A 14,591-nucleotide genomic window follows, 5' to 3' on the forward strand; every position below is an offset into this window, starting at 1 on the left:
CGAGCGCCTACTGCACTCTGCAGTAACCGGCCGCATTCATGCAGGTTGGGGGATACCGAACCGCGGTGCGCCCCGTAGGATGGGGTCGGTTCTGCAGCGCACCACGGCCTGGGGGAAGGGCTCTCGGGCCGCTCGCTGCAGGGAAGGAGGATGCGATGAGCGAACGGACGAATCACCTCGATGCGATGGACGATCTGGAGGGCGCGACGCTGTCCCGGCGAAGCTTCCTGGTGGGTGCCGGCGCGGCTGGCGCTCTGACCATGCTGGGGCTTGCGGGATGCGCGCCCAGCACGTCGGCTTCGGGCGACGCGGCTGCGAGCGCGAGCGCCGATGCGGCCGAGCCGGCTGCGGGCGGCGAAGGCGGGGGCGGCGCGGCAGGCCCCGCGATGGGCGGCGGCGCGGCCGATCCCACATGGCGGACCGATCCCGGCGCAAGCTCGTTCGATCCGAAGGAGACGCGGGACTTCGACGTGGTGGTGCTCGGCGCGGGGCACGCGGGCGTGGCGTGCGCCCATAAGGCGGCCGAGCTCGGCAAGAAGGTGGTGCTCGTCGAAAAGCAGGCCGAGGAGAACTACCAGAACCTGGGCAACGAGAACGGCCACATCAACTCCGAATGGCAGAAGAGCCACGGCGTGCCCGAGGTCGATCCCATGACGTTCTTCAACAACTGGCAGCTGAACTCGGGCAACCGCGCCGAGCCCGACATCCTGTCGTACTTCTGCCATCATTCCGGCGAGGTGTTCGATTGGCATCTGTCGTTCACGCCCGGCTACGACCCCATCTGCGAGACGTGGGACGACATTCCCGACGAGTGGACGCCCCAGCTGGGCAGCTTCTACAGCTGGCCGGGAGCCGCGAACCACCAGGCCGAGATCGAGGGCGCCACGTACGCCGGCATCACGCAGGTGAACTACAACGCCATCCAGGCCGCGATCAGCAACGACGGCATGGAGATGCTGTGGGGCTACGAGGCGGTGTACCTGGTCAAGGACGGCGACAAGGTGGTCGGCGCCATCGTCGAGGGCGACGACGGCCAGATCCAGCTGAACGCCAGCGTGGGCGTCGTGGTGGCGACGGGCGACATGTCCACGAACACCACCATGTGCGGCGAGCTGCTGACCGAGATCAGCGACCTGAACCCCACGTCCGACGGGTTCTCGGGCATGGGGCAGGACGGCATGGGCCAGAAGATGATGTACTGGGCGGGCGGCGAATTCGAGATCGGCCCCCGCGCCGCCATGGGCGGTGCCAACGTCAGCCCGATGGGTCCCTGGCAGGGCACGCACGTGCTGCTGCTCGACAAGGACGGCTACCGCTTCTCCAACGAGGCCTTCTCCACGTCGTTCCTCGCGGGCATTCCCGGCGCCCGCCACGAAGCGGGGTTCGTCAGCGTGTTCGATTCGAACTGGCGCGCCACCGTCAACCGCATGCCCATCGGCCACCTCAACGTGAAATGGTGGGACGACCAGGAAGGCCATTTCGGCGCCAAGTACTGGGACAACGACTTCACGGCCGATCACGCCGACTCCGGGGCCGAGGGGTTCCAGACGTCCGAGGCGGAGCACGGGGCGTTCACCTGCTACTGCTCGAACGATCTCGCCACGCTGGCGGGCTACTGCGGCTACGAGGGCGAGGCGGCGGAGCGGTTCGTCGCCAGCGTCGAGCGCTACAACGAGATGTGCGAGCAGGGGGCCGACACCGATTACGCCAAGCCCGCCGAGGTCCTGAACAAGCTCGAGCCGCCCTACTTCGCCATCCCGTTCCCGACCGACGGGAACATGGCCGGCGGCCTGGTCACGCTCACGGGCATGTTCTGCGACCGCCACGGCCAGGTGCGCGCGCAGAACACGTTCGCGCCCATCGAGGGCCTGTACGCGGCCGGCAACTGCATGGGCGGCAGGTTCCCCTTGCAGTACACGTCGCCCATCAACGGCGTGTCGATCGGCTTTGCCCAAACCTCGGGCTACCTGGTGGGCGAGTACCTGGGCGGCAAGTAAGGCTCGCCCGTCCGGCCCCGCCGCGCGCCGCACGCTGTTGGCATTCCCGTTCCCGGGGCGCACCCGCCCCGCCTTCCCCAGCCGCCGTCCCACCCCTCCCAGGACGGCGGCTTTTTCACGCGAAAACGGGCGGGCGTTTATTCGAAACGGTATACTGGCAGGCGAAGGAAGCTGTGGCGAGGGGTCGCCGAGCGGGCTTGTGGTACGGGGAGGGTGCGGGCATGGTAAGGCTGCGCGATTTGATGGGGTCCGATGGCAAAGGCGCTCGGCTCTGGCTCTGCTGCTTTGCCATGGGAACGTGCTCCTCGGTTCGCGTCTGGATTCTCAACAACGACATCATCTCGGTGTTCTCGGCGACGGACCCGTTTGCCCGCGATGTTGTGTATACATGCGCGGAGATACTGCCCCTCGTGGCCATTGCCTTGTTGGCCCGCTTTCGCCCAACCGTTCTGAGCAATCGGCTTCTCTCGTGCACTGCGGCTGCGTCGGCTGCAATCGGAGCGGCGATGTTCTTATGCGTCGACGCTTGGGCCGTTCCCGGCTGGCCTCAGATCGCCTATGCTTTATGCATACTCGGAGGCATGTGGGTGAGCGCCGCCCTCGCGCTGTCGTTGTGCAAGCTTGCCAACCCAAGAAGCGTTGCATTGTGCGTGTGCTCCGCGTACGCCGCAGCATCGGTGCTCGAGTGGGCGATGTCCTCTGTGCCGCTTGAAGCGCGCGTGGCGTCCTGGGTTGCCCTCACGTGCATCGTGCTCGTGCTGGCGTACCCCCTGGCGAGCGACATGATTCGCGAGGCTGCCGAGGTGGGGGACGCGCGCGACTTGGTGCTGAGCCAGCCTCGTTCTTTCGTGAGCCCCTTCAACGTCGCGTTCTTGAGCCTGCTCGCGCTCAAGCTGGTTTCGGGCTTCTCTCTGGCGCTCAACAGCGTTTCCGGGGTTCCCGTCCACACGTTCGTCACAGGGCTCGTCCCCTTGCTTGCAGGCGTCTGGATAGTGCTGAGCGGGCGCGAGCGCGGCCAAGAGGACGCGTTGTTCCAAATCGCCTCGCTGCTCGTCATCGCCGGCGTTCTGGCTGCGATGGTGTCGATCCTCCACTCGCTGGGAGCGACAAGCAACGTGTTGCTTGCTTCGGCGAGCGAGTGTTTCGCTTTGCTTCAGATGCTGGTCGTTGTTTCCATGGCCGCTCGCAACAAGATCGATGCTGTGTACGTGGTCGCATGCAGCCAGGCATATACCTCGGTCGGGACGATGCTGGGGGCGGGTGCCGGTCATGCGGCGAACGGCATTGCCACCGCAAGCGATGCGGCTACGCTCGCGTTTCTCGCGGCCCTGCTGTTCCTGTTCGTCGTATTTTGCTTCGTTTGGCTGCGTCGCGTCAGTTTCGAACGCATCATATACGGCATTCAGCCCGTGAAGCCCTTGGTGATCGCCGATTCTCATCAGGCATCCGAGAAAGGCGGGAGCTTTGAGAGCCGCTGCGCTCGCTTGGCGGCACAGCGAGGGCTTACGAAACGCGAGACGGAGATCATGGCTATGCTGGCTCGGGGACGCAACGGGAAGTTCATCGAAGAGCACTACGTCGTGTCGTATAACACGGTGAAAACGCATGTGAAGCATATCTACATGAAGCTGGACGTGCACTCCCAGCAGGAGTTGATCGATGCGGTCGAGCACTTCGGAGACGAAGGGGCCTCAGCGTCGCGCTCCGAAAGCGGTGCCGGTTTGGAACCGGCACCGCCAAGGGAGGGGTGTTGGTAGATGCTAGGCCTTGGTGCCCGCGATGTGGTTCACGGCGTGCCGGGCGAACGTGAGCGCTCTTCCGCACGCCATGCCGTGCGTGAGGTTGTAGTACCCGTCTGCGAAGACCGATCCGCCGCAATTGCCTGCAGCGTACAAGCCGGGAATCACTTCGGCGTTGGTGTCGAGCACCTGCATGTCGGCGTTGATGCGCAGGCCGTCGCTCGTGTCGAGCAAGGTTCCGCCCAGCGTGACGCCGTAAAACGGGGCCGTGCGGATCTGCGATAGCAGGTACGGCTCCTTGCCGAAATCGACATCCTCTTGGGCGTCGTACAGCTCGTTGTACCGTTCGATGGTGGCGAGGAAAGCCTCTTTGTGGGCCCCTTCCAGTTTCAGGCCGTCGGCGAGCTCTTCCAGCGTATCGGCTTTGACCACGATGCCCTTGTCGATCCATTCCTGCAGGTAACCGTCGGTTCCCATGCCCACCGTGTTAACCATGACGCGCGTGAGGCTCGCGCAGCCCAAGCTGTGGAACCGCTCGATGTCTTCGGCGAAGCCGGCATCCCAAACCTCCAGGTATACGCCGCCCGGTTGTGACGCGGCGGCGTGAGGCGCCCAGTCGTAGTTGGCTGATTCGTTGAAGAAGCGCTCGCCGTGCAGGTTCATCTTGAGGAACGGCTGCGACCCGGGGTTGAACTGCCCCGTCGCAGGTAGCATCGGCTCTCCGTTCTCGAGACTCTGCTGGGTCCATCCCGCTTTGGTTCCCGGCTCGACGGCACCGCGGTCGAATACGAACGCGGCAGACTGCGGGTCCTTCATGGCTCCGGCCCATAGAGCCGCCTTGATGCCCATGCCGGTGTTCCCGGGCGTCCAGTCGGATGCGGTCAGGCATTTCGAGAGAATGGGGTTCAAGGAGTCGAGCATCTCCGCATTCGCTGCGTATCCGCCGGTGGTCATGAGCGTGTTTCGGGCCTTGACGTGCACGTACCCCTCTTTCGTGTCGAAGATGGCTCCCGTCACCGCGCCGGCGTCGTCGGTGGTCAGCTTGACGAGGTCGAATCCGTACGTCACCTCGTGACCCTGTTTGTTGATGTAGTCTTCGAACAGCTCGTTGCGCTTGAGCTTGGCGTACTCCTCGGGGCAATCTTCGCGGGCGTTGTAGTTCACCTGAATGGGGGGAACGTACATGTCGATGCCCACGCCTCCATGGCCGAGCCCTTGATCCGAATCGAAAGAAACCTCGTAACCGTAATCGGACATGATCTGCTTGACCCAGGCATGCGTGTCGGCGGACTCGTCAAGCCACACCTTCACGACCCGCATGTCGTTTTTTCCTCCAAACGCCTGGCGAAGCACGTTGTTCAGCTTGACGGTGTCGACCTCTTTGCCCGCTTCGGCGCACTCGGGGATATTCACCGCGCCGTACCAGTTGCGCGTTGCGCCCACGGCTCCGGCCTTCTCGGCTACGACGAAGTCGATGCCCAGGTCGGTGGCGAGAACGGCTGCGGCCATACCGGCATTTCCGGCTCCCACGATAAGAAGCTCGGTTTCCATGGTGTTCACGATGTCCGATTCTTCGATCTGCGGTGCATCGCCCAACCATGCTGGCGTTTGGCCGATGGTCGTTTTGCCCGAGCCTGCCGGTGCCGCCTGCGCGCTTGACCCCGCAGTCGCTTCGCTCGTTTGTTGGGGCGCGCACCCCGCCAAGCCGGCGGTGGCGGCGATGCCCGCGACCGCAACTGCTCCTGTCAGAAAGCTGCGGCGTGAAATGTCTTCCATACGTTCCCTCCTTGCTCGATGGATGTGTCGCGCTCGCCATGCAGCCGACGAGCGTCTCGCATCCTAGGTTCGTCGAAGGAGAGGTTCGTCACCCGCTGAGGGGGATTTTTGCATAAGGCCATGTCAAAAGACGTTTTCTGTTGCTTGTTCCAACGTCGAGACCCCTTTCTCTCCCAAGGGCCGGTTTCCGGGGCGCAACGTTTCCGCAACGGGCTTGGGGCTTCAGGTGCGGGCGGGGCGGCGTGGGCGACAATGCGCGGATACTGAACATTCCGCCGAAGCGCCGTGGCCGCCCCCGGACGCCCGCGCTCGGCGCGCGTCGAAAGGAAGCGCCATGCCCGCATCGATCCATCCTCCCGTGCAACTGCATATCGTCCTCGACGAGGACAGCTACCAGGGCGGCGACAGCGTCGAGATGGCGCGCCGCTTCACGGCCGTCGCCCCCACCGACGTGGTGCGCGCGTCGAAGGGCTCGCAGCGCGCGAACGTGCTGCGGTTCGACCTGGGCGACGATGTGGTGACCGCCGAGGCCGACGACGATCCGCTGTGGCGCGACGCGCTCACAACCTGGCTCGACGAGGAGTTCGCCGAGACGTCGGCGCTCGTGGCGCGCGAGAACGACGCCCGCCAGAACAACGGCGAGCAGCCGGTGCCGTTCGCGTGGGCCGAGGTGAAGTTCGGCGCGGGGCCGGTCATCGCCATCCGCATGAAGGACTCCGCCATCCCGCCCGAGGCGGCCGGCTTCGTCGCCCGTGCGCGCCAGCTGCTCGTGGGCGGGGCGTTCGGCGCGGACGACATCGCCGCCATCCGCATCCCCGCGTGCGCCAGCATCGAGGCGCAGCGCGCTGACGCCCACCGCGCCGAGTACCTGGAAGCGCAGCAGTACGAGGCCGAGCACCGGCCCGTGCTGCAAGAGGTCGACCGCTATTCCGAGGAGGTGGACCTTGCGACGGGCGAGGGGTGGACCGACGAGCTGCAGGGCTCGCAGTCGAAGCGCGACGCGCCGACGGACAGCGAGCTTGCCGAAGCCGTGGCCGAGGCCGAGGCGGCGCTGCGCCAGGGCGTCGACCCGTCGGACATCGCCGCCGAGGACCGCGCGGCCGACGTCGATGCCGGCGACTTCGCGGTGGACGTGGAGGCCGTCGAGGCCGGCGGCGCAAGCGACGACGTGGACACGTCGGGCGAGGGCTGCGCGCTCGAGGGCGGCGGCGTACCCGAGCATCTCGACTACCGCGTGTGGAACGTGGCCTACGCCGACGGCACGTCGGTGCGCTTCGACTCGGTGCTGGGCGAGGCGCTGATCGACTAGCGAGATGCTGCGTGCGTGCAAGCGGCACCGACATCGGCACCGCTTGCACGCGGGCGCGGGCCCTACCGGAACAGCTCCGGTTCCTTGCGCTCGAGGCACTTCGATTCCAACATGGCTATCACCTGGTCGGTCGACTCGCTCGAGAAGCGCTTCGCGTCCTCGGGGCAGCTCTTGACGCACGCGCAGCAGTGGAGGCATCCGGCTCCCACGAGCGCGGGGTCGTCCTCGTCGATGATGCCGAGCGGGCAGCGCGCGACGCAGATGCCGCAGCTCGTGCACGCATCCGAGGTGAGCGGGCGCACGTCGGCGCCGGGCTTGAGCTCCTTGTAAGGGCGGCTGCCCTTGATGGCGGGCGCGGGCAGGTCGCGCGAGCGCGCCAGGCGTTCTCCCAGGTCCGCGCCGAAGCGCTGCGCCACGGCGATGTCGGCGTCGTCGGGACGGCCGGTTCCCACGCGCGCGGTGAGCGAGTGCTCGCCGATGAACGCGCCCGCGGCCGTCACGTTGAACCCGCGCTCTTCCAGCAGGTCGGCGGCTTCCAGCAGCGCGTCGTCGAAGGCGCGGTTGCCGTACAGCCCCACGACCACGGCCGGCGTGCCGCGGCCTTCCAGATGCGCGAACTCGTCGCGCAGCAGCACGGGCACGCGCCCGGCGTACACGGGGAATCCGAACACGAGCACGTCGTCGGCCGCGCACGAAACGTCGGCCGGACGCTGTGCCGGCAGCGTGAGGCTCACGGCTTCGACGGAGGCGTCCAACGGCGCGGCCAACGCGCCCGCCACCTCCTGCACGATGGTCTTGGTGGTGCGCGTGGGGCTGAAGTACACGGCGCGAACGATCGACGACATGGCGATTCCTCTCTTCTCCCGTAATCCTTCGATGATACCCCTTTTCGCACCTGCGCGTCGCGAGCCGGACGGCGAAAGAGCCCGGCGGGGAGGGATGCCGGGCTCTGCGGATAGGGAGGGACGGGGGCGGGGAGGGATGCCCCGGTCCCTGAACGGGAGGTGCTAGGTCGTCGCGCGTTCGCGCAACTCGTGGCAGGTGCCGCATTCGAAGGTTCCCCGGTGGTGGCACTGCGCGCAGTACCGCATCGAGTCTTTGGGGAGGTCCTTGGAGTGGTTGTTGTGGCAGTCGGTGCACGTGGCCGGGTTCTCCTCGTGCTTCTCGCCGGCGGGGCGCTCGTGGGGGTTCACGGTGGTGCCCTTGTCGTCGGTGAGCGCCGTGGAATCGGCGGTCTTGGCCGCCATGTCCTCGAGCGTGCCGTGGCACGACTCGCACGTGGCCGGGTCCACCGTGACCATCGTGGGCTTCGAGGCCGGCTTGTCGCCGAACTTCACGTCGGCGTGCGCGGTCGAGAGCTCGCCCTCGTCGGTGTGGCACTGGGCGCACGCGACGCCCTCGGCCTCGTGGGCCGTCGCCTGCGGGCAGGCGGCGTCGGTCGCCGACTCGGCCTCGCTCGTGTGGCACATCGAGCAGTCGGACTCCATCGTCCAGTTCACGGGCTGGCCGTCCATGGCCGACGCGGCGGAGCCGGAGCCGGAGCCGGAGCCCTCCGCCTTCTGCCCGGACTCGGCCGGGGCGTCGGTTTCCGCCTTCGGCGCGCAGCCCGCGAGCGTCCACATCGCGGCCGTGAGCGCGAGGACGACGCCGAGGACGGCGAGCACGACGAGGCGCCGGTCGGCGGCGTGTGCTTGCACGGTCATGCGCTTCTCCTTACTTCTTCTCGTCCCACGCGTCGAGCGACGCCGCGTGGCGGGCCGAAATGCGGCCCCAGATCATGTTCTCGGCCACGTTGCCGCCCGTGATGCCGTAGGTGTGCGAGTGGATGTTGCCGAAGCTGCCGGCGCCGTACAGACGCGGGATGGGCTGCTCGGCGAACACGTCGAGCACCTGGCCGTGCTCGTTCTTCATGGCGCCGCCCAGCGTGGAGCACGAGCCGGGGTACACCGTGTACGCGTAGAACGGCGGGTTGTTCAGCGGGTTCAGCGTGGCGGCCGAACGGTGGAATTCGGGGTCCTCGCCGTTCTCGCACACCTGGTTCCACGTGTCGACGGTGGCCTTGAGCGTGTCGGCGTCCATCCACTTGTCGATGGCCTTCATCTTGGCCGCAAGCTCCTCGAGGGTGTCGGCTTTAATGATCCAGCCCTTGTCCACCTCGGCCTGGTTGTCGTCCGACCAGCCTTCCCAATCGCGCAGCTCGTCGGGCAGCATGGTGGTGAAGTTCCCGCATTCGAACCAGTCGCCCTGGCGCGTGGACATCGGGCCGGATTCGAACAGCGTCTGATCGAACACGCACCAGCTGGGGCAGTGGTCGTAATCGCAGATCTCGTCGCTGAAGTGGGTGAACGCATGCCATCCGTTGTGCGGCGAGCCGATGCGCATCTCGTCCACCCAGCGCTTTCCCAGCCGGTCGGTGTAGATGAACGTCTGATCCGACGGCATGATGAGGATGAGGAAGTCGTTCTCGGGATCGCGCGTCCACATGCCGTACATGGCTCCGGCCATGCCCATGTGCCACAGCTTGCCGCCCACTTCCTCGGTCATGCGGATGCCGTCGCCCGTGTTGTACTTCCAGCCTTCGAACTTGAAGGGGTAGCACTTGAGGTACTTGCGCTTCATGTCCTCGTTGAACTCGAAGCCGCCCGTGCAGAGGATGACGCCCTTGCGCGCCTTGACCGTTTTCTCCTCGGAGCCGATCATCGTGGTGCAGCCGACGATCTCCTTGGTGTCGGGGTTCTGGATGAGGTGCTCGTCGTGGCAGTCGAACAGCACCTCGACGCCCAGGTCCTTGCGCTTCTGGTCGAGGATCTCGAACGAGGCCATGCCGAATCCCGGAGGGTCGGCGATGGACTGGCATCCCTCGCCGCCGGGCAGGAACGAGTACTCGGGAATGGTGCCGGCGATGGCCTTCTCGTTGATGTCGTACTCCAGCTCGTACTTGTCGGCGTACTCGCAGTTGCGCAGCCCCTCGTCGATCCAGGCGTCGATGACCGCGGACGGCGTGTCCACGTCCTGCGTCATCTCGTGCCAGTACTGGCGCATGCCCTCCGCATCGTTGATGATGGCGAACTCGCCGTTGTTGATGGAGCTGTTGCCGCCGCCGCGCACCGGCGCCTTCTCCAGCACGAGCACCTGCTGGCCGCATTCGTCGGCGCCGATGAGCGAGGCCCACATGCCCGCGCCGCCGTAGCCGACCACCAGCAGGTCGCACTCGTAGTCCCAGCTCTTCGGCATCCAGTCTTGCGACGCCCCCGTGCCCGACGCGCAGCCGGCCAGCGCGGCGGAGCTCGCCACGGCGGCGGCAGCGACGCCCGCGCCCTTCAAAAACGAGCGGCGCGACAGCCCTCCCAGTTCCTTTGCGTTCATCGTTCCTCCTCTTTCTCTTTGCTCTTTGCTCCTTGCTCTTTGCTTGATCGGCGCCGCCTCGAACGATCGGCGCCCTCGATCACCGTATGGGTTGGGGGCTTGCGCGCCATCGAGCGCACCGCCCCATTTTTGCTCGATCGACCGCGCCGCAGGTGAGGGGCATCGGGAGGGGGCCCTTAGGGTGCTCCATCCGATATGCGGCGAAGGGCAGGTTGCTATACTGGGCGCGGGGATGATATCGAGCCGCGCGGGGGACGCGGGGCTCGGAAGAAGGAGGGGAGCATGGGGACGTGCCTGCGGAGCAAGCTCACGGCGTTTTGCCCTGATTGGCGATCGCTCGATTTCTACATCGTGCTGCTGGGCCTCGCGTTCTGCCGGGCGTGGATCGTGCTGTGCCTTTCCGCCGTCGCGGTGACGACGCTCGTGTCGCATTCGAACTGGATGTTCCTGCTTGCCGGCTCCGTGGCGGCCGCCGGCGTGGCCGTCGCGGCGCGGCGTGCGGCGACGCAGGCGCGATTCGAGGTGCGGCTGCGCGGCGTCACGGGCGCGCTCACCGTGCTGTGCGCCGTCGCGATGCCGATAGCGTTGGCGTGCGGCCAGCCGATCATGCTGGCGGTGCTCGTGGTCGTCGGGGGCGCCGCCTCGAGCTTCTTGCAGGTGCTGTGGGGCAACGAGTACGCGCGCCGCCCGGTTCCGTTCGCGCTCGCGTGCTACCCCGCCACGGCCGTGGTCATCGCCTTGCTCATCGCGCTCGTCGTCGGTGAGCGCGGGTTCCTCGCGTTCTTCGTGTTCCCGGTCATGTCGTTCGTGCTGCTGCTGGTCGAAACCTCGCGCATCGACAAGGAGCGTCCGCGCGACGAGCCTTCGGGCGCAGCGGCCGCGCCGGTTGCCCCGGCCGCCCCCGTCGTGCCGGCGGAGCGCGATCGGCCGGCCCTGTCGCGCAAATCGATCGCCCAGCTGATGGTGAGCATCGGCGTGTTCAGCTTCCTGTGCCGGGTGTTCGACTCGCTTCCCGGCGAGGGCGTGATCGACCCCTTCGTGGTGTTCGGCGGCAGCTCGGTGTTCGCGCTGGCCGTGGTGGGCATCCTGTTCCTGCTGTTCGCCTTCCTGTGCGGCGATCGCTTCGAGCCCGTGTTCGCCTACCGCCTGTCCCTTCCGCTCATGGCGTTGGGCATGGCCATCGTCTCGCTGTTCTTCTACGACCATTGGGCGCTGTCGGTGCTGCTCATCGGCATCGGCTACGAGCTGTTCGACATCGTGACGTGGATTCTGTTCGTGGATCTGGCGCAGCGGCGCGAGGACGCGGGCGGGCGCTACCGGGTGTTCGGGCAGGGCGTAGCCGCCACGCTGTGCGGCATGGGGTTGGGGTATCTCGTCGGAGGCGAGCTGCACGCGCGCCTGCTGGCGGAGTCCGTGCAGATGTCCACGGTGGGCATCCTCTGCGTCACCGTTTTGGTGGTGACGGCGTTCCTCGTCATTCCCGAGGGGACGATCGCGCAGGTGGTGGGTCGTCGGGGGCGCCTGCGCGGCGGAGAGCGCGACGGCGAGGAGGGGGAGGGGCCTGCGGCGGGCGCGGCGGATGTGGGCGCTCCCGCGGTGCCGCCTTTGGAGAAGCGCTGCGAGGCCCTCGCCATCGAGCGGCATCTGACGCCTCGCGAGGGCGAGGTGCTCGTGCTGCTGGCGCGCGGGCGCACGCTGGCCATCGTCATGCGCGATTTGCAGATAGCCAAGGGGACGGCGCAGACGCACATCGAGAACGTGTACGCGAAGCTCGGCGTGCATAAGCAGCAGGAGCTCATCGACCTCGTGGAAGGCTGCGAATTGAAGGATGAGGCCTGATCGGAGCAAAATACGATGCTCCATCTGATGCGGGGGACGGGGGCGTGGGTATCATGGGAGTCGCACATGGTCCAAGCGATACAAGGAGGCACCTATGGGACGAATCGTCTTGCCCGTATACACCCCGCACTACATCCCCACCGGCGACGAGGTTGCCGTCATCGAGACGTCGCGCGGCACGATCCGCGTGCAGCTGGCCGGCAAGGACGCGCCCGTGACCGTGGGCAACTTCGTCGAGCTGGCGGCGCGCGGCTTCTACGACAAGCTGAAATTTCACGCGCACAAGCCCGGCTCCGTGGTGCTGGGCGGTTGCCCGACGACGCGCACGCTGGGGCCGGCGCAGGTGGACGCCGCCGCGCGCGGCGTGATCCGCGGCATCCGCCCCGGCACGGGCGACGCGCGCTACGTCATCGTCGACGAGTGGGAAGCCAACCCGAACAACAAGCACGTGCTGGGAAGCCTGTGCATGGCGCACAAGTCCGACCCGAACTCGGGCAGCTGCCAGTTCTACTTCTCGCTGTCCGAGCAGCCCGAATTCGACGACAAGTTCACCGTGTTCGGCCAGACCGTCGAGGGCCTCGACGTGGTGCAGAAGCTGACGATCGGCGACGCGATCGTGCATATCGGCATCGAGGGCGCCGACGAGGAGGCGCTCGCCGAGGCGATCTCCCACGAGCTGCCCCGCCCGAAAACCCCGAAGGAAGTGCTCGAGGAGCTGGAGCGGGAGCGGGCCGAGCGCGAAGCGGCGGCGGCGAAGGAAGAGTAAACGCCTCCCTACTCGTACGTTTCCACCAGATCGATCAGCTCTTGCTGCTTGTGGACGTCCAGCTTGCGGTAGATGTTCTCGATGTGGGTGCGGGCGGTGCCCTTCGCGATCTGCAGGTCGCGGGCGATGATGGACAGGGTGCGGCCGTAGGCCAGCAGCACGATCACCTCGCTCTCGCGCGGCGTCAGGCCGTAGTCGCGCGCCACGCACGCGCAGTGCTGCTCGAGGCGGCCCGCGCCCGCGTCCGCAGTTGCGACGGCGGGCGCTTCCTCGGCCTCCTTCTCCTTGCGGCTCGTGCGCATCGTCTGCGACAGCTGTGACACCACGCCTTCGGGCAGCACCATGAACGCCACCACCACGAGGCACAGCGTCGCCAGCATGGCCACGACGGAGATCTGCACGTCGCCGCTGGCGATCATCGCGTCGCACGCCTTGCCCGCCAGCGTCCCCACGCCCATGCCCGCGAACATGAACGCCACGCCCAGCCCGAAGATGTGCAGGGCGTTCTCGTTGCGCCGGCGCGACACGTCCACGAACAGCACCCAGGTGAGGATGTCGAAGAACTCGTAGCCCGCGTTGATCAGCAGGATGGACACCGCGGCGTGCGTGTCGAAGAACAGCGCGATGGCCACGAATCCCGCCACCATGATGGGCAGCGACAGCCGGTACGTGAGCGTCGCGTTGAAACGGTCGCGCAGCTTCGCGGCGATGAGCAGGAACGCGACGCCCACCGCCATGAGCGCGAAGATGGCGCTTCCGCCGATGAAGGAGAACGGGTCGACGTGGGACGGCATGGCGTCGAACAGCCGGCACAGGAACGAGAACGTCATGATGGAGAACATGAGCTTGCCCACGCCGAACTTCGCGCTGGGATCGCAGTCGCGCTCGCGCTCGCGGTCGCAACCTGCGGGCTCGCCGACGCGTCCGTCCGCCTCGCCGTCGGCGGCGATCGCGCCCGAGGATTCCCCTATCGGCTTCTGGGCGAGGTCGCTCCACGACAGCCCGATGCGGTTCGCCTCGAACAACAGCAGGCCGAACGACAGCAGCGGGATCACCGCGAAGCCGATGAGGCTCGTGTGGTCGCTCGACATGCCGGCCACGAGGGCGGTGACGATGGCCGCGGCGGGGGAGGCGATCGTGGCGAAGAATGTGGCGTGGCGGGCGAAACGGTCGCCCCACAGCACCTGGAGCGGCCCGGCGCCCAGGCCGCCGACGACGAACCCGACCACCATGAGCGGCTCGCTGCCCATCCAAAGCGCCAAGGGGATGATGATGCCGCTGGCCGCGAGGGCGACGGGCGTGAACCGGAACAGCGCGACGCGCACGGTTCCCTCCCGCTTCCCGCTGCGGTTCACCACGAACGACACGGCCAGCGCGCTCAAGGCGCCGAACAGCAGATAGGCCCACGTGAACGAGGATGCGGCCCCTGCGACGAGCGGCGCGCCCAGGCAGAAGACGATCCACGCGCGGCACAGGCCGAATCCGATGACGGTGATAAGGTAGTCGAGCGTGCGCGAATCGCGCTCGGCGGCGGTTGCTTCCGCCGCCGATTCGAACGCCAGCTCGCCGACGCGTTCACCCTTGGTGCCGTACTGCATGTGCATCTCTCCCCAGCGTTCATGCCACGGGTCGCGCCGATGAGCGCGGCTCCCTCCCGTCTGCAACAAAACCATGTGTAGTATCATACGCAATTTCAAACGTTGATCAAATCGGATGGAGCATCCGATAGGCGGTTGACCAGGAAAATCCTATCCAACGTCAGATACCGCGCCCAAAATCAGACTGCTCATCAGATGTGC

The 14,591-nt window shown here is 66.7% G+C and carries 10 protein-coding genes; 5 read left to right on the forward strand and 5 right to left on the reverse strand.

The window, feature by feature from the left end; translation table 11 throughout:
• Nucleotides 1-155 precede the first annotated feature (155 nt).
• Together ELEN_RS02610 and ELEN_RS02615 are read left to right on the forward strand one after the other, a co-directional pair.
• Nucleotides 156-1,997, forward strand: coding sequence for an FAD-dependent oxidoreductase (locus ELEN_RS02610; RefSeq protein WP_015760024.1), 1,842 nt, complete (start codon nt 156-158; stop codon nt 1,995-1,997).
• Nucleotides 1,998-2,503: 506 nt separating this feature from the next.
• Nucleotides 2,504-3,754, forward strand: a complete 1,251-nt coding sequence (locus ELEN_RS02615) for a response regulator transcription factor (RefSeq protein WP_158539585.1) — start codon at nt 2,504-2,506, stop codon at nt 3,752-3,754.
• A 3-nt stretch (nt 3,755-3,757) separates the two neighbouring features.
• Here ELEN_RS02615 and ELEN_RS02620 read toward each other — a convergent pair whose 3' ends face one another.
• Nucleotides 3,758-5,512: an FAD-binding protein gene (locus ELEN_RS02620; protein WP_015760026.1), complete on the reverse strand. Its 1,755-nt coding sequence runs from the start codon at nt 5,510-5,512 to the stop codon at nt 3,758-3,760.
• 334 nt (nt 5,513-5,846) lie between these two features.
• Between ELEN_RS02620 and ELEN_RS02625 the strand changes: the two genes are divergently transcribed.
• Entirely contained in the window at nt 5,847-6,821 is a 975-nt protein-coding gene (locus ELEN_RS02625) for a hypothetical protein (RefSeq protein ID WP_009608089.1), read from the forward strand.
• 62 nt (nt 6,822-6,883) lie between these two features.
• Here the strand turns inward: ELEN_RS02625 and ELEN_RS02630 are convergent, their stop codons facing one another.
• The 3 genes from ELEN_RS02630 to ELEN_RS02640 all read right to left on the reverse strand — a co-directional run bounded on the left by ELEN_RS02630 (nt 6,884) and on the right by ELEN_RS02640 (nt 10,187).
• On the reverse strand, nt 6,884-7,666 hold the full coding sequence (locus ELEN_RS02630; RefSeq protein ID WP_015760027.1) for a 4Fe-4S ferredoxin: 783 nt from the start codon (nt 7,664-7,666) through the stop codon (nt 6,884-6,886).
• A 162-nt stretch (nt 7,667-7,828) separates the two neighbouring features.
• Entirely contained in the window at nt 7,829-8,524 is a 696-nt protein-coding gene (locus tag ELEN_RS02635; RefSeq protein ID WP_015760028.1) for a cytochrome c3 family protein, read from the reverse strand.
• A 10-nt stretch (nt 8,525-8,534) separates the two neighbouring features.
• Nucleotides 8,535-10,187 carry an FAD-dependent oxidoreductase gene (locus ELEN_RS02640; protein ID WP_015760029.1) on the reverse strand — a complete coding sequence of 551 codons (1,653 nt, stop codon included), beginning with the start codon at nt 10,185-10,187 and terminating at the stop codon, nt 8,535-8,537.
• A 282-nt stretch (nt 10,188-10,469) separates the two neighbouring features.
• On the opposite strand from ELEN_RS02640, the gene ELEN_RS02645 reads away from it, so the two are divergent.
• A complete protein-coding gene (locus tag ELEN_RS02645) occupies nt 10,470-12,026 on the forward strand; it encodes a helix-turn-helix domain-containing protein (RefSeq protein ID WP_015760030.1) in 1,557 nt (518 codons plus the stop codon).
• 94 nt (nt 12,027-12,120) lie between these two features.
• Nucleotides 12,121-12,792 (forward strand): peptidylprolyl isomerase, encoded by a 672-nt coding sequence (locus ELEN_RS02650; protein ID WP_015760031.1) that lies wholly within the window; start codon nt 12,121-12,123, stop codon nt 12,790-12,792.
• Between the two features lie 8 nt (nt 12,793-12,800).
• On the opposite strand, the gene ELEN_RS02655 is transcribed toward ELEN_RS02650, so the two are convergent.
• A complete protein-coding gene (locus ELEN_RS02655) occupies nt 12,801-14,390 on the reverse strand; it encodes a LuxR C-terminal-related transcriptional regulator (protein WP_015760032.1) in 1,590 nt (529 codons plus the stop codon).
• Nucleotides 14,391-14,591 lie beyond the last annotated feature (201 nt).

The sequence above is a fragment of the Eggerthella lenta DSM 2243 genome (assembly GCF_000024265.1).
Lineage (GTDB): Bacteria > Actinomycetota > Coriobacteriia > Coriobacteriales > Eggerthellaceae > Eggerthella > Eggerthella lenta.